Consider the following 23,982-nt stretch of genomic DNA (forward strand, 5'->3'; position numbering starts at 1 on the left):
CCGGGTCAGGAGGGCGCGCCGCCGTGGAAGGTGACGCTGACGCTGTAGCAGGCGGAGCCGATCGCGGCCGCCGTCAGCAGCCAGCGGCCGAGGGCCGGGCGCGCGGCCAGCCACTGCGCCGCCGGGAGGAGCAGCGTGAAGGCGGGCACCAGGAAGCGTGCGATCGGCGGCACCGGCGAGGAGTTGACGAAGTCTATGGTCATCATGCCCGCGCCGAAGACGAGCAACGCGGCCGGTTGACGCCGCGGGGCGCGCCCGCACAGGCAGACGACGAGCAGGGCGAGGTACACGAGGCCGGTCACTGCGATCGGCAGTCGGCCGAAGGCATGATGCCGGGCTTCGTGGTCGGCGAACAGGTGCGTGAAGACGTCCCCGTACCAGCAGAGCGTGCTCCAGCCCCCGTCGATGCGGGTGCCCCAGGCCGTCTGGATACGGAAGTACCCCGCGAGTGACCCCTCCGCCAGGCTCACGTAGCCGATGTAGCCCAGCCAGCCCAGCGGGGCCAGCCCGGCCGCCAGGACCGGACGCCACCGCCAGGCCCGGGTCCGGCGCATCTCGAGAGCGGCGGCGACCATGACGGCGGCGATCAGCGCGGTGGCGCTGGGGCGGGCCAGACCGGCCAGGAGACAGAGCAGACCGGCCGTCAACCACCGTGCCCGCAGCAGCGCGTAGAGACACCAGGCGCACAGGGCGGTGAAGAGCGATTCCGAGTAGCCCATCGACTCCACCGCCGCGAGCGGCAGCGCACCCCACAGCACCACCGCGGCGAGCCCGACCCGGCGGCCCCGGAGCCGGTCCGCGACGGCGAAGATGCCGCAGGCGGCGGCCGCGGAGGCGAGCCAGGCGGTGAGGACGAGCGCGCCCGCCGTGCGCAGTCCGGTGGCCTCCGCGACGAGACGGGCGACTCCGGGGTAGAGCGGGAAGAAGGCCCGCGGCGAGAAGGGGACCCCGTGGGCCCCGATCAGGCCGTCGGAGGCGGCGTAACCGTGGTCGACGATGCGCGCGTACCAGCCCGCGTCCCACAGGGTGCCGAGCCGGGTCACCGGCGCGATGCCGTGAGCCCAGCCCCACCAGCACACGAGCAGCACCCCGAGGCCGCGCACCGCGACGTACACGGCGAGCGCGGGCAGCAGGCGGCGCAGCGCGGCGGCGGCACGGCGGTCCAGGGGACCGGAGGCGCGGGGACAGGAGGCGCGGGGACAGGAGGCGCGGGACAGGAGGCGCGGGACAGGAGGCGGGACAGGAGGCGCGGGGACAGGAGGCGCGGGCGGGACGGAAAAGGATCGGCGGGCAGCGGGCCCGCGGGCGCCGGGGTCCGGCGGCGGTCGGTGCCCGGTGCGGCGGAGTCCGGCTTCCGGACCGGGGCGGAGGTCATGTCAGCGCGCCGGGCGGAGTGCGGTGCGAGAACGGTGGCCGTGTCGCGGTCACGACTCGTCGGCATCAGCGGCATTCCTGTTCCGCGACGCCTCGTCGGTCGCGTTCGTGTCGGTGAGCTCCGGCGACTGGCCGCGCAGGCCCGCCGCGCAGTCGCGCAGGATGGACTCGGCCTGGCGCCTGACCCGGGACCAGCGCCCGCGGGCGAGCAGCGGACTGCCCGACGCCGCCAGGGCGCGCTCGTGGGCCTCGACGATCCTGGGTCGCTCGTCCTCGAACCGACCCGCGACCGACCGCACCCCCATCGACTGCCCGCCCCCCGAATCCACGGACGCCCCTCACGTCCTGCCCCCGTCCGATCCTAAGGGGCGGCCCGCTCGCGATACAGGGCGGACCGGCTTCCTCCGCTGGTCAGAACGGGAGGCGCCGCTTCGGGTTCACCACCGCACCGGCCGCACCGCAGCCCGGCCGTCCGGCCGTCCGGCTGCCCGACTGTCGCGCCGCCCGGATGTCTCAGGCGGCAGAGCCAGGCGTCGGTCTCAGGCGGCCGTCTCCGCCGACCGGACCGCCAACGCCGTCAGCATCGCGGCATGGGTGGCGTACTGCGTGACCATGAACGCGCGGTACGGGCCACGGGCGGCGTGCGGGCGGCGGCAGCGCAGGGCGACCCAGACCGCGCCCGCGGCGGAGAGGACGCGGGCGGCCCGCTCGCCGCGGACCACCGCGAGGGTGCGGCGGCCCGCGAGGGCGTCGCCGCGCCAGCCGAGGGCTCCGAGCGCCGCCCTGAACGGGCTCAGGGTGCCCGGCAGTTGGAACAGGAGGCCGGTCATGAACCGCATCACGAACACGATCTGCACCACGGGCCGTGCCTCGGCCGCGCACGTCCGCGCGGTCCGGACGGTGTGGGCGACCGCCCCCGACTTCCCCCTGGCGCGAACGCCGGCTATCTCACTCATGCCGCGCAGACTAGGACGACAAAAGGGACTGACAGCAGCAGGACACGCTGATCTCGGCACGTCGTTCTTCTTGGTCGATTCCGGAGGAATCATCTGCTTCCGTCGGTACCGCGAGACCGCTGCCCGACGCCGGGAAGAGCCAGGCGGCGAGCGCCGCACCGGCGGCGGTGCCCAGGAGTTGGGCGGCCAGCAGGCCCGGAAGGGACCCGGGCGCGAGGCCCGCCGGACCGCCGATCAGCGCACGGGCGAGCGTGACGGCCGGGTTGGCGAAGGCGCCGGAGGAGGTGAACCAGATGCCCGCGCCGACATAGGCCGGAACCAGCACGCCGAGCAGCCCCTCCCGGCCGCTGCGGACCAGCCCGCGCACGACCAGGACCAGTCCGGCCGTCGCCACCGCCTCGCCGAGCAGCAGCGCGGCGCCACCGTGGCGCGCGCCCGTGAGCGAGAGCAGCGGACGTCCGAACATCGCCTCGGCCAGCACCGTGCCGCCCAGCGCGCCCGCCGTCTGCGCGGCGAGATACGCGGCGACCGGACCGCCGCCACGCCGCGAGGGCCGCCAACCGGCCAGCGTGACCACGGGGTTGAGGTGGCCGCCGGAGACGGGCGCGAGGAGCGTGATCAGCACGGCCAGCGCCAGGGCGGTGGCCAGCGAGCCGGCCAGCAGGGCGATGCCGGGGGTGGCGCCCAGGCCCGCGGCCTTCTCCCCCGTGCCGACCGCCGTCGCCGCCAGCAGCGCGGTCCCCACCGCCTCCCCGCCGAGCCTGCGCGCCACCTGCCGACGCGCCGCGCCCGAGCCAGGACCCGCGACCGAACCCACGCCCGAACCCACATCCGCACCCTCATCCGGACCCGCGACGGCACCGGCCGACTCACCCGCGCCCGGATCTGCGCCCCGACCCGGACGCCCGCCCGCACCCGAGCCCGGGCCCGGGGCCGCGCCCGAGCCGACGCTCGATCCAGCCCCCACGCCTGCCGTCATGACCCACCCCACCTGGACGTTTCGCTCCCCATGAGAGGAAGGGAAGCCAGACTTCAACATTTTGTCAACCCACGGGCCGGGCCATCCCTCTTGTCGCGGAAGCTACCGTCCGGTAATTCTTACTGACATCAGGTCCAACAAGGTCCGTCGCGACACACAGGGAGCGCCGCCATGCCCGCCGAGGTCTCCTACCAGCACGACACCGCCCAGGGCCCACGAACCGTCACCGTGCGGTACGAGCGCCGGGGCAGCGGCACGCCCCTGCTCCTGCTGCACGGAATCGGGCACCACTGGCAGGCCTGGGAGCCGGTCCTGCCGGCGCTCGCCGAGGAGCACGAGGTCTTTGCCGTCGACCTGCCCGGCTTCGGCACCTCCGCGCCGTTGCCGCCCGGGACCCCGTACGACCTGGACACCGTCGTACCGTCACTCGGACTGCTCTGCGACGCGCTCGGGGTCGAGCGTCCGCACGTGGCGGGCAACTCGCTCGGCGGACTGCTGGCCCTGGAGATGGGCCGCCGCGGCCTGGCCCGCTCCGTCACCGCGCTCTCTCCCGCCGGTTTCTGGAACCGGCCCGAGCAGGTGTACGCCTTCGCGGTGCTGCTCTACATGCGCTTCGGCTCACGCACCCTGCCCGAGTCCGTGGTCCGCCGCCTCGCCGCCAATCCGAGCACCCGCGGCCTGCTGGTCGGCAGCATCTACGCCCGGCCGAAGCTCCGCTCCCCCGAGGACGCCGTCGCCGAGACGCGGGCGCTGCGCGACGCCCGGGGCTTCTCCGCCACCCTGCGGGCGGGCCTCGACGTCAACTTCACCGCCGAGGTGACCGACGTCCCCGTCACCGTCGGCTGGGGCAGCCGGGACCGGCTGCTGCTGCCGAAGCAGGCCGACCGCGCCGAGCGGCGCCTGCCCAAGGCCAAGGTCGTCCGGCTGCCCGGCTGCGGACATGTCCCCATGAACGACGACCCCGAGCTGGTGGCCCGGACGATCCTGGAGGCCAGCAGGGACGCCTAGGGCGCGGGGGCGAACAGCGCAGGGGCGAACAGGGCGGGGGCGAACAGGGCGGGGGCGAACAGGGCGGGCCCTGTCAGCAGCCGGGCCATCCGCTGGGCTCACCCGATCGTGTGAAAACCGTCGGCCGCACCCGCCGCTGGAAATCCGCAGGTCAGAAGGGTGCGGCCGGGGCCGCGCGGGTGAGGGCGGTTCCGGCGGCGCTGCTGACAGCGTGTCACCATTCGGGCGTGCCACCTGTGATGTCCCGTGACCCCGCCGCGCCGCTCGACGACGAGCCGGACGACACCGCAGTACCGGTCGTCGCCGTTCCCCGCCGCCCGCACGGCGAGCGCCTGCGCCGTGCCCTGCGCTGGCTGCTGGCCGGGCACAGCGCCCCGGAACTGCTGCGGCTGCCGCCCGCGCAGGTCAACCGGATGCTGACGGTACTGGCCTGTGCGTCCATGCTGATCGGCGCGCGGGACATCTGGAACCGCACCATCGTCAACCAGCAGGTCCACGCCTTCGCGGTGATCCTGTACTTCGGCGCGATCCTGGCGATCGCCGTGCTGGCGCTCAGCGTCCGCACCCGCCGCAGCATGACGCTGGTGGACGCGTCGATGCTGACCGTGGCGGCGCTGCAGTGCCTGAACCGCTTCTACGTAGTCACCGCCGCCAGGCCGCCGGTCCCCGGCGTGCAGTCGAGCCACGTCTACTACGGCACGGACGAGGGCTCGCTGATCCACATGGCGGCGCGGACGCTGCTGCACGGCGGGCACGTCTACGGCACGCAGTGGCCGCAGATCTTCCGGGTGTTCCACGTCGGGACCACCCCGCTGATGAACGGCGGCTCGGCGACCGGGCTCGACTACCCGCCGCTCGGTCCGGTGTTCACAGCCGTGCCGATGGGCCTGCACCTGAGCCATCCGCCCGCCGGGCTGGCCGCGACGGCGATGCTGCTGGTCGCCTCGGCGGTGATGTTCGTGCTGCTGCCGGTCGCCTGGCGACCGGTCGCGGTGATCGTCTGCTTCGGCTTCGGCTGGCTGCCCAACTACGCGCAGATGGGCTATCCGGGCTGCATGGAGCTGCCGTTCCTGCTGGTCGCGGTCGCCTACTGGCACCGGACCGGGCGCGGCGGGCGGCTCGGCCGGATCGGCGTCACCCAGGCGGTCTGCCTCGGGATCGCGGCCTGCCTGCACCAGCTGACCTGGTTCCTGGCGCCGTTCCTGCTGATCGGCCTGTTCATGATCCGGCGCGGCGAACTGCCCGCCCGTGACGCGGCCCGCGTCGTGGTGCGCTACGCGGCGATCAGCGCCGGCGTCTTCCTGGCGATCAACCTCCCCTTCGTGCTGCAGGGCCCGCGCGCCTGGCTGGAGGGGGTGCTGACGCCGCTGACACAGCAGGCGATCCCCGCAGGTCAGGGCCTGGTCGGCATCTCCTCGTTCTTCACCTCGGGCAGCGGCGACCTCCATCTCTACAGTGTCGCCGGGCAGTTGCTCGGGCTGGCGATGATGGTGCTGCTGGTGCTCTTCCCGCGCAGGCTCGGCCCCGCGGTGACGGTGATGCCGTGGCTGGTCTTCTACCTGTCGACCCGCTCCCAGCAGGACTACTTCGACCTGACCGTGCCGCTGTGGGTGATGGCCGCGGCGACGGTCTCCGCCGCCGACTTCGACCGGGCCTGGCATCCGCGCTTCGGCTGGCTGGCCTCGCGGTCGGTGCGGACGGCGCTGGTGCCGCTGCTGCTGGCGCCGACCGCGGTGGCCGTCTGCGCCGCGGTGCTCACCCCACCGCCGCTGCGGATGACCGTCACCGCGATGAGCGGTACGGCGGGAAGCGGGCGGCTCGCCCTGGTGGACCTGCTGCAGCGGGTCAGGGTCACCGTCAGCAACACCAGCGACGAGGCGGTGAGCCCGCACTTCGCGACCAGCACGGGGGCGACCATCTCCGACTACTGGAAGGTGCTCGCCGGGCCCGCCTCGCTGGCCCCGCACAGCAGCGCGGTCTACCTGCTCAAGGCGCCCTACGACGGGGTGGACACGCCGGGGGTGCGGGGCAGGATCCTGCTGCGCGCGGTGACCTCTGAGCCGATGAGCCTGTCCTCGCAGCTGATCGGCGTGGGCCCGGACCCCTCGTCGCTCCCGGCCGCGGTCCGCAAGGTGCTGTCCACCGGGCAGGGCTTCGGACGCGGGCACTCCAACGACAGCCTGATCCCCCACACCGGCGTGGAGGGACTGCAGGGACGCTAGGGCCGTTCCGACCGTGCCCGCCGGACGACGCCGAGCCTCACCCGGACCACACCGGACCTCACGGCCGGAACGGCAGCGCGGGCACGGCGAAGCAGTTGGCGTTCATGTCCGGGGTCTGGGTGACCCAGCCGCCCTTGCCGCCCTGGGCCGAGTCCTCCCAGCGGGCCACGTTCAGGCAGGCGTGCTGCGGACCGCTGGGCGGTGTCGCGCGCGGCACGAAGTCCGTGGGGATCAGCACGCCGTGGGCGTCGTAGAGCTCGGGGCGGTTCATGTAGGCGTCGACGCAGGAGCGGGTGACGTTCGCGCCGCAGGAGGCCGCGGCGTCGGTGAACCACTGCGCGCCGGCCCAGCCGAGCAGCTCCCACTCGGACAGCTGCCCCTGCCGGTCCGGGTAGTACTTCTGCACGGCGGCGCGGAAGGCGGCGACGGCGGGGTACTGGACGTCCTCGTAGTTGCGCGCGTCCGACGTGGTCCACAGCGCCGCACGGCAGCCGGGGACCTGCCGGTAGTCCTGGCGGACCTGCTCGGACCAGTTCTGCTCGTTGGTCACCTTCGCCGACACCGTCACGCCCGCCGAGGCCATGGCCTGGCACAGGCCGGTGTTGCCGCGCACGTCCATGGCGTCGAGCAGCAGCTGCGCGTGGTCCGCCTTCATCCCGGCGGCGACGGCCGCGAAGTCCGGCAGCGCGAAGTCGACGGTCTCGCTGAGCACGTCGTAGCCCTCGGCCTTGAGACCCTGGGTCAGCTCGGCGGCGTAGCGGGCCGAGTCGGCCTGGTTGTAGGAGACGACGACCGCGCGGCTGAGGCCGAGCCTCTCCTTGAAGTACCGGTAGACCTCCGTGGTCTGGTACATCACGCCGTTCCAGCCGACCGTCCTGCCATTGCGCGGCTCGTCGCTGCCGTAGATCTGGTAGAGGTGCGGGTACTGGTCGTAGGCGGTGCCGATGGTGATGCCGCCGATGTCGGGGACGCCCTGGGAGCTGACGTAGGAGGCCCCCGCGTACTGCAGCACGCTGCCGGAGACCAGGGCGACCACGTGGTCCTGGTCGACCAACTGGTGCACGCAGCTCTGGTTGCCGATGCCGGCTCCGCTGTCGTCGCAGGTGAAGACCTTCACCTGGCGTCCGCCCGCGCCGCCGACCGCGCCGATGCCGCCCGCGTCGTTCAGCGCGCGGAAGAAGGCCTGGGCGCCGTAGAGCGGTCCGGTGAAGGCGTCGCCGCCGATCGGGCTGCTGACGGAGGTCACGATGCCCACCGGGATCGGCGGCCCGGCCTGGCCGGCGGGACCGGCCGCGGCGGGGGCCGTCCCGAAGTCCTTGAGCGGCAGCCGGCTGCCGCAGGCGGTGAGTCCGGTGGCGGCGGCGAGCAGCACCAGCAGCGTGAGGACGACCCCGAGGGCCCTCCTCACGCCGCGGGCGCCCGCCACCTCCGCGGTGCGGAGCGTGCCCTGCGTGCGCTGCGTGTGCTGACGCGTCACCCGTTCATCCTGTCGTGCCTTCGTGACTGCGTCCCTTCGGGCTCAGGAGCAGCCGGGGATCTTGGTGGCGCCGGCCTTGAGCTGGAGCAGGCTGCAGAGGGTCGCGTCGCCGACCTTCCAGGTACCGCTCTCCAGGACGGACTTCCCCTTGCTGCCGGGGAGGGCGACCGTGCCGGTGAGGCAGACGTCGAAGGTGACGTCGGCCGTGGTCGCGCCGGTGAAGTTCACCGCGGTGACGCCGACCGTGGTCTGCGCCGCCTGCGGGTCCTTCCCGAACATCTGCATGACCGGCGCGAAGGCCGCGCCGTTCTGCAGCAGGCCGATCTTCGTGGCCGCCGGGGTCGCCGGGTCGAAGAACTGCGCGTAGTTCGTGGCGATCTTCGACGCGGCGCCGGCCGTGTCGGCGGGTCCGCTGCCGGAGACCGTCGGCGCGGCGGTGCTGCTGCAGGAGACGGCCGAGGCGGCGGGACTGCCGGCCGCGGGGGCCGTGGCCGCCTGGGTGGTCGGGGCCGCCGGACTCGGGCCGGCGGACGTCGTGGTGGCGCTGCTGCTGCAGGCCGCTGCGAGCAGCAGAACCGCCGCCGCCGTGCCCGCCCGGAACACGAGGGTGCGCGGACCGGCCGTGCCCTCCCGGTCTGTGTCCATGAACCTTCACCGCCCTGTCGTGAAATCAGCTCGGTCATCAAATCTGACTTAGCATCAGTTCTTGATGACCAAGCTAGCCCCCAGGGGATCGTCAGGAACCCTCTCCTGCGGGTATTGATGAGGGAACGTGACCATTCGGGCCGGGGACCGGGCCAGGGACCGCGAGAGAAGGACGCCATGAACGAGCCGCCACCGGGGGTACGCGGCCTGCGCCTGCCGCGGGGCAGATCGCTCAGCTGGGGAGCCGGCAGGACCGGATGGGTCTGCGGCGCAGCGGGCGCGCTGCTCTGCGTACTGGGCTGGTACGGGATCTCCGGTGAGCGCTACGCCGAACGGCAGCTCCCTTACCTCGCTTCGGCCAGTATCCCAGGGGCGGCGCTGATCGTCGCGGGCGCGGTGCTGATCGCCAGGCCCGACCCCGAGCAGGCGAGGGAGCAGGAGCGGGAGCGCTCCGGCCGGGACGAGGAGCTGCGCCGGCAGCTCGCGCTCCTGTACGACCTGCTGGTGGAGGAGGCGGGCCGGACCCCCCAGGGCGGCGGCCTGGCCACGGCGGCCGGCAGCGGCGTTCCGACGCGGCTGTCGTATCTGCCGAACGGGCGCACCTACCATCGGGCCGGCTGCCTGCTGGTCGAAGGTCGCGGCGACGCCCTGCCGGTGACCCCGGCCGGGGCGCGCGACCGGGGGCTGCGGCCGTGTCCGCTGTGCGCCCCCGACCAGCCGGGCGGTCCGACACCCTCCGCGCCGGGGCCTGAGTGACCCCGGCCACCCCGGTCGCGCAGCTGGCCTCGCTCCCGCTGGACCTCGCCCAGGCGGGCCTGACCGTCGGGGCCGCCGCCGCGCTGTCCGGCATCGGCCTGGTCGTCTGCTTCCGGGCCACCGGCGTGCTGAACCTCGCCCAGGGCGCGATCGCCATGATCACCGCCTACGCGCTGCGGCAGACCATCGTGGTGTGGCACTGGCCGCGTCCGCTCGCGGTCCTGGCCTGCCTGTTCGTACTCGCCCCCGGGATCGGCTGGGCGCTGGACGCCGCCGTCTTCCGGCACCTGCAGCGGCGTGGGGCGGGACCGGTCGAGACGCTGGTCGCGTGCCTGGGCGTCTTCGTGCTGCTGGTCGGCACGGCGTTCCTGCTCTGGGGGCCGACGCCGCTGGGCGACGCGCCCGACCTGCTGCCGTCCTCACCGTGGGCGGTGCTGGCCGTGGTCGCGGTGCTGGGGGCGGGGGTGGCCGCGGTCGGGCGCTGGACGCCGTTCGGGACACAGGTCCGGGCGGTGGTCGACAACCGGCGGCTGGCCGAGCTCGCCGGCGTGGACGCCGACCGGGTCTCCTCGGTCGGCTGGGCCTTCGGCGCGTTCACGGCGGGACTCACCGGCGCGGTGCTCGCGCCGGGACTGCGGCTGGACCCCTACGGGCTGCCGCTGCTGGTGATGGAGACGATCGCGGTCGCGGTCATCGCCGGCCTGCGCAGCCTCTCGGCCGCGGTGGCGGCGGCGCTCGCCATCGGGGTGCTGCAGAGCGAGCTGACCCAGTTCCACCCAGGCGGCTGGCCGCAGTCGCTGCTCCAGGCCGTGGGGGCGAACCTCTTCGTGCTGGCGCTGCTGGCCGCCGTGCTGCTGGTGCCGCTGCGCGCCGCGGGGTCGGAGCACCGCGGCTACCGGCCCGCGCTGACGGGCCCGCCGCCCCGGCCCGGCTCCTCCCGCGCCTTCGCCGCCCAGGTGGGCTGCGCGACGCTGCTCCTGCTGCCGTTCGCCTTCCGCCCCGACGACCTGCGGGCGGCGCTGCAGGTCCCCGCGCTGGCGCTGGTGCTGCTCTCGATCGTGGTGGTGACCGGCTACGGCGGCCAGGTCTCCCTCGGGCAGGCCGGGTACGCCGGGCTCGGCGCGCTCTTCACCGGGCTGCTGGCGGGCGGTCGGCTGCCCGGCCTGCCCGCCTTCCCCGCACCGGTCGCCCTGCTGGTCGCGGTCCTGGTGGCCGCGCCGCTCGGCCTGCTGGTGGGCTGGCCCGCGATCCGGCGACGCGGTCTCGCGCTGGCGCTGACGACCTTCGCGCTCGGCACCGCGATCAGCCGGCTGGTGTTCCAGCAGCCCGCCGCCACGGCCGGGGTGGTGCTGGACCGGGTCGGACTGCTCGGGCACGACCGCTTCTTCTACGGCCTGGAGCTGGCGCTGCTGGCGGCCGCGCTGCTGCTGGTCAGGGCGCTGCGCCGGGGCCGGCTCGGACGGGCGCTGGGCGCGATGCGCGATCACGAGGCCGGAGCGGCGGCGGCGGGCGTGAACGTGCCCAGGCTGAAGCTGCTGGCCTTCGTCGTCGGCGCGGCGCTGGCGGCGCTCGGCGGGGGGCTGCTGGGGCTCGGCGGGCAGGCCTTCGACCCGAACACCTTCGACCCGGTGCTCGGGCTGACCTGGTTCGCCGCCGTGGTCGTCTTCGGCGCGGACAGCGCGGTGGGCGCGGTGCTCGCGGCGGCGCTGCTGGTCGGGCTCGACGCGGGGACCGTGGTCGGGGTGTCGGCGGCGGCGATCGGCGCGCTGGCGCTGCTGCTGGGCCGGATGCCGCCGGGCGGGCTGGCCGGGCTGGCCCGGTTGCGGCCGCACCGGAACGGCCGGGCGGGGGGATTGCTCGCCGGGGCACCGGAGGAAGGGGCGCGGCTCAGCCCGCTGGGCCGGCAACTGGCCGCCCGGATCCGCCTGCCCGCACCGGCGGGCGAGGCCGCGGCCGAACGGTCGCCGGCCCCGACCCCGCTGCCCCGGCGCGAGGGCGTCCGGCTGACGGCGCGGAACCTGACCCGTCGCTTCGACGGCTGGGCGGTCGTGGACGGCGTCACCCTGGCCGTGCCGCCGGGCCGGATCACGGCGCTGACCGGTCCCAACGGCGCGGGCAAGAGCACCCTGTTCGACTGCCTCAGCGGCGCGGGCAGGCCCGACTCCGGGCAGGTGCTGCTGGGCGGGCGGGATCTCACCCGGCTGCCCGAGCACGCCCGCGCCCGCCTCGGCCTGGCGCGGACCTTCCAGCAGATCGCGGTCTTTCCCGGCCTCACCGTCGCGGACAACATCCGCGTCGGCGCGGAGCAGGCGGCCGGGCGCAGTGCCCGCCGGTCCGCCGAGGACGCGGAGCGGGTGCTGCGGCTGCTGGGTCTGGCCGCGCTGCGCGACCAGGCGGCGGCCGGGCTGCCGACCGGGACGCTGCGGCTGGTCGAGCTGGGCCGGGCGCTGGCGGCCGAACCGGTGGTGCTGCTGCTCGACGAGCCCGGCGCGGGCCTGGACCGGCGTGAGACGGCGCTGTTGGTGGAGCTGCTGCGGTCACTGGCGGAGGACGGCCCCGGACTGCTGCTGGTCGAGCACGACCGCGAACTCATCGACGAGCTGGCCTCCGGCGTCCACGTGATGAGCGCGGGCCGGACCGAGTTCCACACCCGCGGGCCGGTGCGGCATGGCACTTGAGATCGAACTGCGCGGGGCCAGGGTCCGCTACGGGCCGCTGGAGGCCCTGCACGGGGTGGACCTGGCGGTGCCCTCAGGGGCGACGACGGTGCTGCTGGGCCGCAACGGCTCGGGGCGCACCAGCCTGCTGCACGCACTCGCGGGCGTCGTACCGCTCACCGAGGGCAGCGTGCGCTGGTACGGCGGAAAGGATCGGCCGCGGGAGATCGGCGCGCTGGACGCCTACCGCCGCTCCCGGCTCGGGATCGCCCTGCTTCCCGCCGAGCGGGCGGTCTTCCCCTCGCTCAGCGTCGCCGAGAACCTGACACTGCTCAGCGGCTCGGGGGTGCCCGCGGCACTGGAGCTCTTCCCCGAACTGTCCCGGCTGCTGCCGCGCACCGCCGGCACGCTCTCCGGCGGGGAGCAGCGCATGGTGGCCCTGTCCCGCGCGCTCACCGGCCCGGCGCGGCTGCTGCTCCTGGACGAACTGGGCCTGGGCCTCGCCGAGGAGGTCGTGGCCCGCGTCCACGTGGCGCTGTCGGCCCTGGTGGCCGCGGGCCGGACGGTGGTGCTGGCGGAGCAGTCGCTGCCGCCCGCACCGGCCGCGGTCGACCTGGTCTACGAGCTGAGACGCGGAGCGGTGGTGTCCGCGTACGAGCCCGCCTGAGTCGGCCCGGGGCTCCCTGGTCGGCAGGGTTCAGCGCAGCCGCAGCACCGTCCCCGCGTTCAGGTTGTCCGGGTTCGGCCCGATGAGCGCGCGGTTGCGGTCGTAGAGGGCCGGCCAGCCGCCCTGCAGCTGAAAGCGGTGGGCGATGGAGGCGAGGCTGTCGCCGGACGCGACCGTGTAGGTCGCGGGCACCGTCACGACCGGCGGCGTGCCGGTGGGCGGCTGCGCGACGGGAGGCTTGGGGGTGGGCGGCTTGGGGGCGGGCGGCTTGGCGACCGGGGGCTTGCCGCCGGTCGGACGCCCGCTCAGGCCGAGGTCCCGCGAGCAGCTCGGCCAGGCGTCCCAGCCCTGCCAGGCGAGGATCTTCTCCGCTATGACGATCTGCTGTGCCTTGGAAGCCAGGTCCGGACGGGACGCGTAGCGCCGCCCGCCGGTCTCCTTCCAGGTCTCCAGGGAGATCTGGACGCCGCCGTAGTACCCGTTGCCGGTGTTGACGTGCCACCGGCCGCTGCTCTCGCACATCGCGAGCCGGTCCCACACCGAGGTCCCGACCCGGTCCGACGCCGCGTCAGCGACCGGCGGCAGCAGGCCGAGCAGCGCGGCCGAGCCGCCGAGCGCGGAACCGATCAGACACTTTCTGCCTATGCCCATGGCGGCTGACGCTACGTCGGCTCGGGCTGCGGTCAGACTTTATGATGATCCGCCACGCCGTCCGCTCACCCGAACGTCGCAACCGTGGTGGGACTCGGGGAACGCGACAGCGCGGCCCCCGCCGGAGCTGGGGCCGCGCTGGTGTCGTCACGCAGTCACGCGTGCCCGGCCGAACCGATCAGGAGATCGATCCTCAGCCGAGGTTCAGGACCTGACCCGGCAGGATCAGGTTCGGGTCGCCGCCGATGGTGCCCTTGTTGGCGGAGTACAGCGACTTCCAGTCGACGCCGTGGGCGGCCGCGATCTCGCTCAAGGTGTCACCGGACTTGACGGTGTAGCTGCCGGAGGCGTTGCTGCTGGTCGGCGCGGGGGTGCTCTGCTGCACCGGGGCGCTGGGCGCCGGGGTGGCGTCCTGCGAGGCGGAGCTGCCGCCCTGCGAGGACGCGCTGCTGTCCGAGGAGGCGCCCGAGGTGCTCGAGGTGTTCGAGGAGTCGGCAGCGCCCGAGTTGGAGGAGGCGCTGGAGGAGCTGCCGCCGGAGGTGTCGACGGAGGCGGCGGCGCCACCGGCGCTCAGGCCGGCCTGGACGGAGCAGACGGGCCAGGCGCCCGGGCCCTGGGAGGCCAGGACCTGCTCGGCGACGGCGATCTGCTGGCCCTTGGTGGCCTGGTCGGCGCTCGCCGCGTACTGGGTGCCGCCGTAGGCGGCCCAGGTGCTGTTGGTGAACTGCAGGCCACCGTAGAAGCCGTTGCCGGTGTTGATCGACCAGTCGCCGCCCGACTCGCACTGCGCGACCGCGTCCCAGGTGGAGACCGAGGCCGCGTTGGCGCTGGTCGCGGTGAGCAGACCGGCGACCGGGGCCGCGAGGAGGGTGGCGGAGACGACGGCGGTACGAACGCGGAACTTCATGAAAAGCCTTTCGACAGCCCCGGGCGGGTCGGCGGACCTGGCGCGCAGCGCCTCTACGGCTCCGCGCCTCGCTGGTCCGCGCCCTCGCTCCGCCACTCGCCGCCGACCTGTCCGTGCGGCGGCGGGCACGTCGCCGCGCTGCGCCTCGGGGCGCTGCACGGGTCGTGCGGAGTCGGGCGAACCCGGGTGGTGCTCGTTGCACCGACGTCAACGACCGTAGGAACTCCGGGGCACGAGACTCAAACCCCTGAGCGAAGTCCCAGCTCACGAAGCCGTTACCGGCAGTAAGGATCAAGGAATCCGGAGAGAGATGTCCGAATTGGGACCTTTGTCGAAGCGACGGCGCCGCGATTTCGTGACCCCGGTCACAGAACAGGCGGTCCGCCGTCTCGTGAGCTGCCCCACACGGTAGACAGAGGGTCACCATCAGACGCCCGCGCGTGACCGAATCCGAACTCTTTCCCGCGTCCTCGCGGCGCCAACCGTGACCCCGACCACATCCGGTGCGTTTGTCATCACGGCCGGGCAGACGCGCTCCGGCCCCCGCGATTCGAGGAGTCATTCGTGCAGCGCATGATCGACGTCAGCGACGAGGTCCGTGCCGAGATCGGTGACGACGAGGCCGACCGCCTGCTCCAGGGGGCGACCGCCCCCGACCGCTACGACTGCACCTCCTGCCGCGCGCCAGGCGACGTGACGCAGGACCCGACGGCGACGGTGCTGTTCGTCGGCGAGGAGACGGCGGTCCTGGCCTTCGCCCACTCCCGTTGCATCCCGTCCCAGGTGGTCGAGGTGGCCGAGGAGCAGTTGCAGGGCGCCGTCCGCAGCATCAGCGCCGCGATGGCGGCGCCGGCCGAGCCCGTCCCCATGCCGGCCCCCGCCCCCGTCCCGATGCCGACGGGCGGCGGCCAGACCGCGCCCGCCGTCCTCGGGGTGACCTGCGGCCTGGTGCTGTGCCAGCAGGGCCCCTTCCCCGGAACGCCGCGCGCGGCGCTGGTCGTCGAGCCGACGGGCCCGGTCGGGCGGCCCGGCACGACGGTGGGCGAGGACGCGTTCGTGGAGCTGCTGCAGGAGCACGGCTTCCAGCTCATCGCCGACGTGGACCGCCCGCCGGCGCAGCTGCGCGGCTGGTCGGTCCTGATGGCCATGGGGCAGCTCCACGCCGTCCTCCAGCCCGCGCAGGGCGGCGGCACGAACGCCTGGTGGCAGGCGCACGCGCCGTTGCAGGTCACCGACGCGTGGCGGTCGGCTGCTTCGCAGCAGGCCGAGGTCATCATGTACGCGGCCCCGGCCGGCAGCATCGGGCGCCAGCCGCGGGAGGACCTCCTCCGCCACGCCCTCGACGGCGCCGCCCGCCGCGGCCTCCTCCTCGGCGCGGTCCTCCCCCTCGCCGGCACCTGAGACGCCCCGGGACGCCGGGCGTCTGCCGACGGAGACAGTCGCACCACCCGGGGGCGCGAGGAACAGCGCGAGCAACCACTGACGGGCGGACGGCCCTGCGCGATCGGGGCCCCGCCCCGCCGGGCGGCTTGTCGCGCACGCAAGTTCGTCAAGCAGCGCGCCTCGCGCCCCGAAGGGGTTGCAACTGACGGTGGGAGCGCACAGTGACGGGTGAGCGCCCTTCGTCACCGCAAGTGGGCCGCATCCTGAACAAGGCTGTGTCGTTGGCCATTACGTGCACACCTTTGACACCTTCCCCCCGCCCCGCCGCGCCGCCGCCTGGCCCCCGCCCCCGACGCCGTCCTCCGCGTACGCGGAGACCGTCGCGGTGCCCCTGCCGACGGCCATCCCGGCCATGCGGCCCGCGTTCGAGCGCGACGCGGGCCGGGACACGCCGATCTACGACGCGCTGTATGGCGAGTTCCGCCGCCTCTTCCGGACCCTGCCGGGGGACCGCACCGGCGAGGAGGGCTTCAAGCTCCCCTACTTCTCGGACTTCGCCGCGCCGCAGGTCCCCCACCTCGCGCCGCCCGGGGCCGGGCGGCACCGCAGCTTCCTCTCGCTGCCGCCCGGCGAGGCGTGACCGCGTCGGCTACTTCTTGCGGCCGCGCTTCTCGCGGACCCGCACGGAGATCGAGATCGGCGTGCCGACGAAGCCGAACTCCTCGCGCAGCCGGCGCTCGACGAAGCGCCGGTAGCCCGCCTCGATGAAGCCCGAGGCGAACAGCACGAAGCGCGGCGGCTTGGTGCCCGCCTGCGTGCCGAACAGGATGCGCGGCTGCTTGCCACCGCGCACCGGGTGCGGGTGGGCCGCGACCAGCTCGCCGAGGAACGCGTTCAGACGCGCGGTCGGAATGCGGGTCTCCCAGCCCTCCAGCGCCGTCTCGATCGCCGGGACCAGCTTCTCCATGTGGCGGCCGGTACGCGCGGAGACGTTGACCCTGGGCGCCCACTGGACCTGGACCAGGTCCTGCTCGATCTCGCGCTCCAGGTAGTAGCGGCGCTCCTCGTCGAGCAGGTCCCACTTGTTGTAGGCGATGACGACGGCGCGGCCCGCCTCCACGGCCATGGAGATGATCCGGGTGTCCTGCTCGGCGAGCGTCTCGCTGCAGTCGATCAGGATGACCGCGACCTCCGCCTTCTCCAGGGCGGCGCCGGTCCGCAGGGAGGCGTAGAAGTCAGCGCCCGCGGTCTGGTGCACGCGGCGGCGGATGCCGGCGGTGTCGATGAACTTCCAGGTCTTGCCGCCGAGCGTGATCATCTCGTCGACCGGGTCACGGGTGGTGCCGGCCAGCTCGTTCACGACCACGCGGTCCTCGCCGGCGACCTGGTTCAGCAGGCTGGACTTGCCGACGTTCGGGCGGCCGATCAGCGCGACGCGGCGCGGGCCGCCGACGATCTGGTCGGCGGCGAAGGTCTGCTCGGGCGCCTCGGGCAGCTTCTCCAGGACCGCGTCGAGCAGGTCGCCGGAGCCGCGGCCGTGCAGGGCGGAGACGGGGAAGGGCTCGCCCAGGCCGAGGTTCCACAGCGCGGCGGCGTCGGCCTCGCCGGAGATGCCGTCGACCTTGTTGGCGCAGAGCACGACCGGCTTGCCGGAGCGGCGGATCAGCTTGACCAGCGCCTCGTCGGTGTCGGTCGCGCCGACGTTGGCGTCCACGACGAAGAGCACGGCGTCGGAGTTCTCGATGCCCATCTCGGCCTGCGCGGCGACCAGGCCCTCCAGGCCCAGCGCGTCGATCTCCCAGCCGCCGGTGTCGACCAGCTTGAAGCGGCGCCCGTTCCAGGTGGCCTCGTACTGGACCCGGTCCCGGGTGACGCCGGGGCGGTCCTCGACGACCGCCTCGCGGCGGCCGATGATGCGGTTGACCAGCGTGGACTTGCCGACGTTCGGACGGCCCACCACGGCGAGCACCGGCAGCGGCACGTGACGGCCCACGGCGTCGAGGTCGACCTCGTCGAGGTCGAAGCCCTCCTCGGCGGCGAGCTCCATGAACTCGGCGTACTCGGCGTCGTCCAGCTCGCCGTGACCGGCGTGTCCGGCGTTCTCAATGCTCATCTGGCGGTGCCAACTCTCGTCTTCAGCTGCGGCAGGTGGTTCGGGGCGGGCGCGGGGCCCGGCGGGCGGAGTCAGCCCAGGCGGGCGGCGGCGCGGTCGTGCACCAGCCCGATGATGTACGCGACGACCATGTCCGGGGTCATCTCGCTGGTGTCGACCTCGACGGCGTCCTCGGCCTTGCGCAGCGGGGCGGTGGCCCGGCTGGAGTCGGCGGCGTCGCGGCGGTTGATGTCGGCCAGGATGGCCGCTATCTCGGTCTCGTCGGTGACCCCGAGCTGCGCGGCGCGACGGGCCGCGCGGGTCTCGGCGGAGGCGGTGAGGAAGACCTTCAGGTCGGCGCGGGGAAAGACCACGGTGCCCATGTCGCGCCCCTCGGCGACGATGCCGCGGGGCGCGGCGAGCGCGGACTCCCGCTGCAGTTCGACGAGCCGGGCCCGCACCTCCGGCACGGCGCTGACCGCGCTGACGGCGGCGGTCACCGGCTGCTCCCTGATGGGCGTCGAGACGTCCACGCCGTCCACGGTGATGGTCGGCCGACCGGCGTCCGTCCCGGACACGATCGCCGGCTTCCCTGACGCGACCGCGACCGCGTCGGCGTCGTCGACCTCGACGCCGTTGCTCAGCAGCCAGTAGGTCATGGCGCGGTACATGGCCCCGGTGTCGAGAAAGCTGAGACCCAGCTGCGACGCGATCTCCCGCGACACGGTCGACTTTCCGGTGCCTGCGGGTCCGTCGAGCACGACGACGACCGGGGCAGAGGAGTTGTCCACAGTGATTCCTTCGGGGCGCGGAGGGCAGGGGTGTCTACCCCAAGGTTACCGTCCGCGCACGGCACTCCGTTGCGCCCGAGAACGGCGAGGAACCATGCAGTGCCCAGGGGCGCGAGGAACTGCGCGAGCAACCACCGGCCTGCGGATGGCCCTGCGCGGTGAGGACCATCCGCACGCGCGTGGCTTGTCGCGCAGTTCCTCGCGCCCCTGGGTTGTGCAAGTGCCCCGCCCTCGCGAAGCGTGCCGGTGTTACCGGAGGCTCCAGCCGCGGTCGCGGAGGGCGGCGGTGAGGGTGGCGGCCACGCCGGGGGCGACGGCGAGGGTGACGAAGCCGGCCTGCTGGCCGGTGGAGTGCTCGATGGTGACGTCCTCGATGTTGACCCCCGCGCGGCCCGCGTCGGCGAAGAGGCGGGCCAGTTCGCCCGGCTGGTCGCCGATGAGGACGGACACGTCCTCGTAGCGGGTGGGCGGAGCCCCGTGCTTGCCGGGGATGCGGGCCCGGCCCGCGTTGCCGCGGCGGAGGACGTCGGCGACGGCCTCCGCACCCGCGCCGCGCTTCGCCTCGTCCTCGGTCTGGAGCGAGCGCAGGCCGGCGACCGCGCCGCCGAGGTCGTCCGCCAGCTCCTCCAGGATGTCGGCGACCACGCCCGCGTTGGCGCTGAGGATCTCCACCCACATCGCCGGGTTCGACCCGGCGATCCTGGTGGTGTCCCTGATGCCGGGCCCGGCCAGGCGGACCGCGTTCTCGGAGGCGTGCTCCAGCCGGGCCGCCACCAGCGAGGCCAGCACCTGCGGGGTGTGCGAGACGAGCGCGACCGCGCGGTCGTGCGACGCCGCGTCCATGACCACAGGGACCGCCCCACACAGGGCGACCAGCTCCAGCGCCGCGTTGAGGGTGTCGGTGTCGGTGTCCGGCATCGGCGTGAGCACCCAGGTGCGGCCCTCGAAGAGGTCCGCGCGGGCGGCCAGCGGGCCGCTGCGCTCGGCGCCGGACATGGGGTGGCCGCCGATGTAGACGCGGGTGTCGCACCCCAGTGCCACGACGTCCTGGCGCGGGCCCTCCTTGACGCTGGCGACGTCCGTGTAGTGACGGGCCAGGCCCTCCGCCTGGGCCGCCGCGAGGACCCGTCCGACCAGGGCCGGCGGCACCGCGACGACCGCCAGGTCGACGACGCCCTCCGGCGGGTCGACCGTGCCCGCGCCCAGCGACGCCGCGGTGCGGGCGGAGTCGGGGTCGGCGTCGCGCAGGTGGACCGCTATGCCGCGCTTGGTGAGCGCGAGCGCGGCGGAGGTGCCGATCAGTCCGGTGCCGATCACGACGGCGGTGCGCATGGCGGGGTACGTCCTCATCTGGGATGCGTCGACAACTGCACAACATCATCGCCGACCCCAGGTGCAGGCGGGCGTCGCGGCGGCCGATCGGCTCGGGGCGCAGTCCGATCCGATCGGCGGGGCCGCTGCCCCGTCACCGTAACCGCGGGTGCCCGCCTGCTGACACAGCCGTCCGCAGGGCAAGACGCGCGCGGCACGCCACCGCGTCGGCTCAGAGGGCCAGCACGCGCAGCTCCCTGCTGGTGAGGTTGAGCCGCTCGCCGCCGTCGGCGGTGCAGACGGCGATGTCCTCGATCCGGGCGCCGAACTCGCCGGGGAGGTAGATGCCGGGCTCGATGGAGAAGGCCATGCCGGGCTCCAGCGGCCGGGCGGAGCCGGAGACGATGTAGGGCTCCTCGTGGGTCTCCAGGCCGATGCCGTGGCCGGTGCGGTGGATGAAGTAGTCCCCGTAGCCGGCCGCGGTGATCAGGTCCCGGCCGACCGCGTCCAGCGCCTCCGCGGTCACGCCCGGCGCCACCGCGTCGCACTGCTCCTTCTGTGCGGCGAGCAGCACCTCGTACAGGGCGTCGTAGCGCGCGGGCGGGCGGCCGACGCAGTAGTTGCGGGTGGAGTCGGAGCAGTACCCCGAAGGCATCGTGCCGCCGATGTCGACGACGACGGGCTCGCCCTCGCGGATCACCCGGTCGGAGACCTCCGCGTGCGGGCTGGCACCGTTGGGCCCGGAGGCGACGATGACGAAGTCGACGGTGGCGTGGCCGGCCGCGGTGATCGCGTCGGCGATGTCGCGGCCGACCTCGCGCTCGGTCCGGCCGGGGCGCAGCCACTCCTCCATCGCGGAGTGGACCCGGTCGATCGCCTCGGCGGCCTCCAGCAGTGCGGCGACCTCGGCGGGGCTCTTGCGCATCCGCAGCTCGCCGAGGACCTGACCGGCCAGCGCCTGCTCGGCCCCGGGCAGGGCGGCGCGGAAGGCGAGGACCTTCTCCGCGAACATGTGGTTGTCCAGGCCGACCCGGCCCAGTCCGCGCGGCAGCCGGGCGGCGACCAGCGCGTAGGGGTCCTCGGTCTCGCGCCAGGGGACGATCTCGACGTCCAGCGCGCCGACCGGCGAGGCCTCGGCGGCGGGCTGCTCCAGCAGCGGGACGACGAGGAAGGGGTCGCCCTCGGCGGGGGCGACCAGGCAGGTGAGCCGTTCCAGGGGCAGCGCCTCGTAGCCGGTGAGGTAGCGCAGGTCCGCGCCGGGCGAGATCAGCAGGGCGTCCAGCCCCGCGGACTTCGCGGCAGCCTGGGCGAGGGCGATCCGGTCGGCGGGGTGAAGGGCGGGGTCAACAGCCGCGTCGTGTGCCATGGCACAAGTCCATCACGCCCCGCGCGTCACCGCAGCCCTCTACTCGCACGGGCCCGGTTGAGGTACAAACAGGACATGCTCTTCCACCTCACTCCGCTCGACGCGTGGCTGGAACATCCGGACCGCCCCTACGCCACCGCCTCCCTGGCACTGGAGGGGTTCATCCACTGTTCCGGCGACGAGGAGCAGACCCTCGCCGTCGCGAACGCACGATTCACCCGCACCCGGGGGCCGCTGATGGTGCTGCTGATCGACGAGGACGCGCTGGACGCGCCGGTGCGCTGGGACGAGGTCGGCGAGGGTGCGACCTTCCCGCACATCTACGGGCCGGTGAACCGCGCCGCGGTGGTCGGCATGCTGGAGGTCGAGCGGGACGCGAGCGGCCGCTGGGCCTCGCTCGCGGTCTGGAGCTGACCGGACCCAGCGCCACGCCCGAGTGATTGTCCGTCAATTCACCTGCAGGTAACAAGGAGTCCCTGCGGGCCCTCTTTCGCGTTCGATGCCCTCGTGCCACTGTGGTGCGTCACGTTCTACGCGCGTCATACACAGTATGTCGGACCAACGAGGGAGCAGGATGCGCAAGAGCAAGGTGCTGGCCCTGGCGGTAACCGCCGGGCTCGGAATAGGAGCCGCCGTGGCGGCTCCGGCCATGGCGGCGCAGAGCGCGCCGACCCGGGCCAAGACGGAGTCGAGCTGTCGTCTGGACGACACCAACCCCGGCCTCAAGCACGTGATCTACCTGCAGTTCGACAACGTGCACTTCACCAGGGACAACCCGAACGTGCCGTCGGACCTGGAGCAGATGCCGCATCTGCTCTCCTTCCTGACCAGCAACGGCGTGGTGGACACCAACCACCACACCCCGCTGATCGCCCACACCGGCAACGACATCCTGACCTCGCTGACCGGCGTCTACGGCGACCGCCACGGCCAGTCCGTCGCCAACTCCTACCGGTACTTCAACCCGGACGGCAGCTCCAACTCGGCCAGCAGCTTCGCCTACTGGACCGACGGCGTGGCCGACACCTCGGTGCCGACCCCGAGCGACCCGGCCTACACGATGGTGACCAAGGACGGGAAGAACGCCCCGGCCCCCTGGGTCTCCTACACCCGCGCGGGCTGCGACTTCGGCGCGGTCTCCGCGGCGAACACCATCCTGGAGAACACCACCGTCGACATCGACAAGGTCTTCGGCGCGAACTCAGCGGAGGCCGCCGAGGCCAAGGCCGACCAGGCCAGGGCCCAGGCCGACTACGTGGGCATCGGCGTCCACTGCGCGCTGAACTCGAAGCTGTGCGCCTCGGCCGGTGCGGGTGCCAGCGCGGACCTGCTGCCCGACGAGCCCGGCGGCTACACCGGCTACCAGGCGCTGTTCGGCGCCAAGGCGGTCGACCCGGCGATCGCCGGCTCCGCGGCGGTGAACTCCACCAGCGGCACGCCGATCACCGACCCGAAGGGCAACCCGGGCTTCCCCGGCTTCGACGGCATGAGCGCGGCCAACTCGCTCGGCTACGTGGCGCAGATGCAGGAGGCCGGCGTCCCGGTCACCTACGCCTACATCTCCGACGCGCACGACCGGCACGTGGCCCCCTTCGGCGCGTTCGGTCCCGGCGAGGCCGGCTACGTGGCCCAGCTGAAGACCTACGACGACGCGTTCGCGGCCTTCTTCAGCCGGCTCGCCAAGGACGGCATCACCACGAGGAACACCGACTTCGTGGTGACCTCGGACGAGAACGACCACTTCGTCGGCGGCACGCCCTCCCCGGCGAACTGCGACGGCGTGACGGTCCCGTGCAGCTACGCGCAGATCGGCGAGGTCAACGCCAACGCGACCGGCCTGCTGGCCACCCAGCAGGGCGTCACCACCCCGTTCAAGGTCCACGCGGACTCCGCGCCGAACTTCTACCTCGACGGCAACCCGGCGCAGACCGCGCCGAGCACCCGGTCGTTGGAGCAGGCCTGGGCGAAGGTCACCGCGGTCAACCCGATCAGCGGGAAGACCGACACGATCAACAACTACCTGGCCGACCGCACGGAGATGAAGCTGCTCCACATGGTCACCGGGGACGCGGCCAGGACGCCGACGTTCACCTCGTTCGCGGACCCCGACTACTACGTCTACGCGGGCGCGGCGAACTGCAACTCCGCCTGCGTGGCGCTCGGCCCCGCCTTCGCCTGGAACCACGGCGACTTCTCCACCGACATCAACACCACCTGGCTCGGCATCGCTGGCGTCGGCGTGAAGCACCTGGGCGTGACGGACAGGGTCTGGTCGGACCACACCGACATCCGGCCGACCATGCTCGCGCTGACCGGCCTGCGGGACGACTACCGCAGCGACGGCGTGGTCCTCACGCCGTTCCTGAGGAACTCCTCCCTGCGCCGGCCGCTGGAGCGGGACGCCCACCAGTACGCCCAGGTCGCCGCCGCCTACAAGCAGCTGAACGCGGGCGTGGGCAGCTTCGCCGCGGCCACGCTGACGCTGTCGAACAAGGGCGTCTCCTCGGCCTCGGCCGGTGACCTGACCTACCTGGCCGACGAGGGCACGCTGACCGCCCTGGGCGCCGAGCGCGACGCGCTCGCCGCGCAGATGGCGGCCGCGCTGGACGACGTGGCCTTCGGCCACGGCCGCCTCGACGACCGGAAGGCCGACCTGCTGGTGAAGCAGGCCGGCCTTCTCGTCAGGCAGGCTCAGCGGGCCGCCGCCGCGGCCTGACGCCTGGGGCCGGCTCCCCGCCGG

21 protein-coding genes are annotated in these 23,982 nt (G+C 73.7%); 9 read left to right on the forward strand and 12 right to left on the reverse strand.

From position 1 onward, the window contains the following. Positions 1–5: 5 nt before the first annotated feature. The 4 genes from BS83_RS18900 to BS83_RS18915 form a co-directional block, all read right to left on the reverse strand. Complete coding sequence (locus BS83_RS18900; RefSeq protein WP_051943322.1) at positions 6–1,115, reverse strand: hypothetical protein; 1,110 nt, start codon at positions 1,113–1,115, stop codon at positions 6–8. Positions 1,116–1,424: 309 nt separating this feature from the next. Further along, positions 1,425–1,703 (reverse strand): hypothetical protein, encoded by a 279-nt coding sequence (locus BS83_RS18905; protein ID WP_157597233.1) that lies wholly within the window; start codon positions 1,701–1,703, stop codon positions 1,425–1,427. A 210-nt stretch (positions 1,704–1,913) separates the two neighbouring features. Beyond that, positions 1,914–2,330: a UbiA prenyltransferase family protein gene (locus BS83_RS18910; protein WP_157597234.1), complete on the reverse strand. Its 417-nt coding sequence runs from the start codon at positions 2,328–2,330 to the stop codon at positions 1,914–1,916. Positions 2,331–2,340: 10 nt separating this feature from the next. Next, positions 2,341–3,147, reverse strand: a complete 807-nt coding sequence (locus BS83_RS18915; protein ID WP_232248416.1) for an aquaporin — start codon at positions 3,145–3,147, stop codon at positions 2,341–2,343. 333 nt (positions 3,148–3,480) lie between these two features. Here BS83_RS18915 and BS83_RS18920 point away from each other — a divergent pair, with 333 nt between their 5' ends. Together BS83_RS18920 and BS83_RS18925 are read left to right on the forward strand one after the other, a co-directional pair. Continuing rightward, entirely contained in the window at positions 3,481–4,317 is an 837-nt protein-coding gene (locus BS83_RS18920) for an alpha/beta fold hydrolase (RefSeq protein WP_037604918.1), read from the forward strand. Between the two features lie 227 nt (positions 4,318–4,544). Continuing rightward, on the forward strand, positions 4,545–6,539 hold the full coding sequence (locus BS83_RS18925; protein ID WP_157597235.1) for a hypothetical protein: 1,995 nt from the start codon (positions 4,545–4,547) through the stop codon (positions 6,537–6,539). 58 nt (positions 6,540–6,597) lie between these two features. On the opposite strand, the gene BS83_RS18930 is transcribed toward BS83_RS18925, so the two are convergent. Both BS83_RS18930 and BS83_RS18935 read right to left on the reverse strand, forming a co-directional pair. Further along, complete coding sequence (locus BS83_RS18930; RefSeq protein WP_037609376.1) at positions 6,598–7,947, reverse strand: ABC transporter substrate-binding protein; 1,350 nt, start codon at positions 7,945–7,947, stop codon at positions 6,598–6,600. A 111-nt stretch (positions 7,948–8,058) separates the two neighbouring features. Further along, the gene (locus BS83_RS18935; protein ID WP_051943326.1) at positions 8,059–8,661 is read right to left on the reverse strand and encodes a hypothetical protein; all 603 of its coding nucleotides are present in this window, start codon (positions 8,659–8,661) and stop codon (positions 8,059–8,061) included. Between the two features lie 177 nt (positions 8,662–8,838). Here BS83_RS18935 and BS83_RS18940 point away from each other — a divergent pair, with 177 nt between their 5' ends. Genes BS83_RS18940 through BS83_RS18950 form a run of 3 tightly spaced genes read left to right on the forward strand, consistent with a single transcriptional unit; the run spans position 8,839 to position 12,741 of the window. After that, positions 8,839–9,417, forward strand: a complete 579-nt coding sequence (locus BS83_RS18940; RefSeq protein WP_051943328.1) for a hypothetical protein — start codon at positions 8,839–8,841, stop codon at positions 9,415–9,417. A 23-nt stretch (positions 9,418–9,440) separates the two neighbouring features. Continuing rightward, a complete protein-coding gene (locus tag BS83_RS18945) occupies positions 9,441–12,095 on the forward strand; it encodes an ABC transporter permease subunit (protein ID WP_051945447.1) in 2,655 nt (884 codons plus the stop codon). Next, complete coding sequence (locus tag BS83_RS18950) at positions 12,085–12,741, forward strand: ATP-binding cassette domain-containing protein (protein ID WP_037604919.1); 657 nt, start codon at positions 12,085–12,087, stop codon at positions 12,739–12,741. The genes BS83_RS18945 and BS83_RS18950 overlap by 11 nt, the downstream gene beginning before the upstream one ends. A 30-nt stretch (positions 12,742–12,771) precedes the next feature. Here the strand turns inward: BS83_RS18950 and BS83_RS18955 are convergent, their stop codons facing one another. Further along, positions 12,772–13,392, reverse strand: coding sequence for a LysM peptidoglycan-binding domain-containing protein (locus BS83_RS18955; RefSeq protein ID WP_051943331.1), 621 nt, complete (start codon positions 13,390–13,392; stop codon positions 12,772–12,774). 193 nt (positions 13,393–13,585) lie between these two features. Further along, on the reverse strand, positions 13,586–14,299 hold the full coding sequence (locus BS83_RS18960) for a LysM peptidoglycan-binding domain-containing protein (RefSeq protein WP_037604920.1): 714 nt from the start codon (positions 14,297–14,299) through the stop codon (positions 13,586–13,588). Positions 14,300–14,863: 564 nt separating this feature from the next. Here BS83_RS18960 and BS83_RS18965 point away from each other — a divergent pair. Next, entirely contained in the window at positions 14,864–15,700 is an 837-nt protein-coding gene (locus BS83_RS18965; RefSeq protein ID WP_157597236.1) for a hypothetical protein, read from the forward strand. A gap of 274 nt (positions 15,701–15,974) precedes the next feature. Next, on the forward strand, positions 15,975–16,322 hold the full coding sequence (locus tag BS83_RS18970) for a hypothetical protein (protein WP_232248419.1): 348 nt from the start codon (positions 15,975–15,977) through the stop codon (positions 16,320–16,322). A gap of 9 nt (positions 16,323–16,331) precedes the next feature. Here BS83_RS18970 and der read toward each other — a convergent pair whose 3' ends face one another. The 4 genes from der to BS83_RS18990 all read right to left on the reverse strand — a co-directional run bounded on the left by der (position 16,332) and on the right by BS83_RS18990 (position 21,242). Continuing rightward, positions 16,332–17,795 carry a ribosome biogenesis GTPase Der gene (der, locus tag BS83_RS18975; RefSeq protein WP_037604921.1) on the reverse strand — a complete coding sequence of 488 codons (1,464 nt, stop codon included), beginning with the start codon at positions 17,793–17,795 and terminating at the stop codon, positions 16,332–16,334. 71 nt (positions 17,796–17,866) lie between these two features. Next, positions 17,867–18,565, reverse strand: a complete 699-nt coding sequence (gene cmk, locus BS83_RS18980; protein WP_037604922.1) for a (d)CMP kinase — start codon at positions 18,563–18,565, stop codon at positions 17,867–17,869. A gap of 249 nt (positions 18,566–18,814) precedes the next feature. Continuing rightward, the gene (locus tag BS83_RS18985) at positions 18,815–19,897 is read right to left on the reverse strand and encodes a prephenate dehydrogenase (RefSeq protein WP_037604924.1); all 1,083 of its coding nucleotides are present in this window, start codon (positions 19,895–19,897) and stop codon (positions 18,815–18,817) included. Between the two features lie 211 nt (positions 19,898–20,108). Further along, positions 20,109–21,242: a M24 family metallopeptidase gene (locus BS83_RS18990; protein WP_037604925.1), complete on the reverse strand. Its 1,134-nt coding sequence runs from the start codon at positions 21,240–21,242 to the stop codon at positions 20,109–20,111. A gap of 75 nt (positions 21,243–21,317) precedes the next feature. On the opposite strand from BS83_RS18990, the gene BS83_RS18995 reads away from it, so the two are divergent. Both BS83_RS18995 and BS83_RS19000 read left to right on the forward strand, forming a co-directional pair. Beyond that, positions 21,318–21,656, forward strand: a complete 339-nt coding sequence (locus tag BS83_RS18995; RefSeq protein WP_037604926.1) for a DUF952 domain-containing protein — start codon at positions 21,318–21,320, stop codon at positions 21,654–21,656. A 160-nt stretch (positions 21,657–21,816) separates the two neighbouring features. Beyond that, positions 21,817–23,958, forward strand: a complete 2,142-nt coding sequence (locus BS83_RS19000; RefSeq protein WP_051943336.1) for an alkaline phosphatase family protein — start codon at positions 21,817–21,819, stop codon at positions 23,956–23,958. Positions 23,959–23,982: the final 24 nt, after the last annotated feature.

Origin of the sequence: Streptacidiphilus rugosus AM-16, assembly GCF_000744655.1 — a bacterium.
GTDB lineage: Bacteria > Actinomycetota > Actinomycetes > Streptomycetales > Streptomycetaceae > Streptacidiphilus > Streptacidiphilus rugosus.

What these genes read in the sequence shown, in the direction of transcription:
- BS83_RS19000 (WP_051943336.1), top strand. Translation starts at nt 21,817, where the DNA reads ATGCGCAAGAGCAAGGTGCTGGCCCTGGCGGTAACCGCCGGGCTCGGA.
- BS83_RS18995 (WP_037604926.1), top strand. Translation starts at nt 21,318, where the DNA reads ATGCTCTTCCACCTCACTCCGCTCGACGCGTGGCTGGAACATCCGGAC.
- BS83_RS18950 (WP_037604919.1), top strand. Translation starts at nt 12,085, where the DNA reads ATGGCACTTGAGATCGAACTGCGCGGGGCCAGGGTCCGCTACGGGCCG.
- BS83_RS18940 (WP_051943328.1), top strand. Translation starts at nt 8,839, where the DNA reads ATGAACGAGCCGCCACCGGGGGTACGCGGCCTGCGCCTGCCGCGGGGC.
- BS83_RS18985 (WP_037604924.1), bottom strand. Translation starts at nt 19,897, where the DNA reads ATGCGCACCGCCGTCGTGATCGGCACCGGACTGATCGGCACCTCCGCC.
- BS83_RS18935 (WP_051943326.1), bottom strand. Translation starts at nt 8,661, where the DNA reads ATGGACACAGACCGGGAGGGCACGGCCGGTCCGCGCACCCTCGTGTTC.
- BS83_RS18960 (WP_037604920.1), bottom strand. Translation starts at nt 14,299, where the DNA reads ATGAAGTTCCGCGTTCGTACCGCCGTCGTCTCCGCCACCCTCCTCGCG.
- BS83_RS18990 (WP_037604925.1), bottom strand. Translation starts at nt 21,242, where the DNA reads ATGGCACACGACGCGGCTGTTGACCCCGCCCTTCACCCCGCCGACCGG.
- BS83_RS18910 (WP_157597234.1), bottom strand. Translation starts at nt 2,330, where the DNA reads ATGAGTGAGATAGCCGGCGTTCGCGCCAGGGGGAAGTCGGGGGCGGTC.
- BS83_RS18955 (WP_051943331.1), bottom strand. Translation starts at nt 13,392, where the DNA reads ATGGGCATAGGCAGAAAGTGTCTGATCGGTTCCGCGCTCGGCGGCTCG.
- der (WP_037604921.1), bottom strand. Translation starts at nt 17,795, where the DNA reads ATGAGCATTGAGAACGCCGGACACGCCGGTCACGGCGAGCTGGACGAC.
- BS83_RS18920 (WP_037604918.1), top strand. Translation starts at nt 3,481, where the DNA reads ATGCCCGCCGAGGTCTCCTACCAGCACGACACCGCCCAGGGCCCACGA.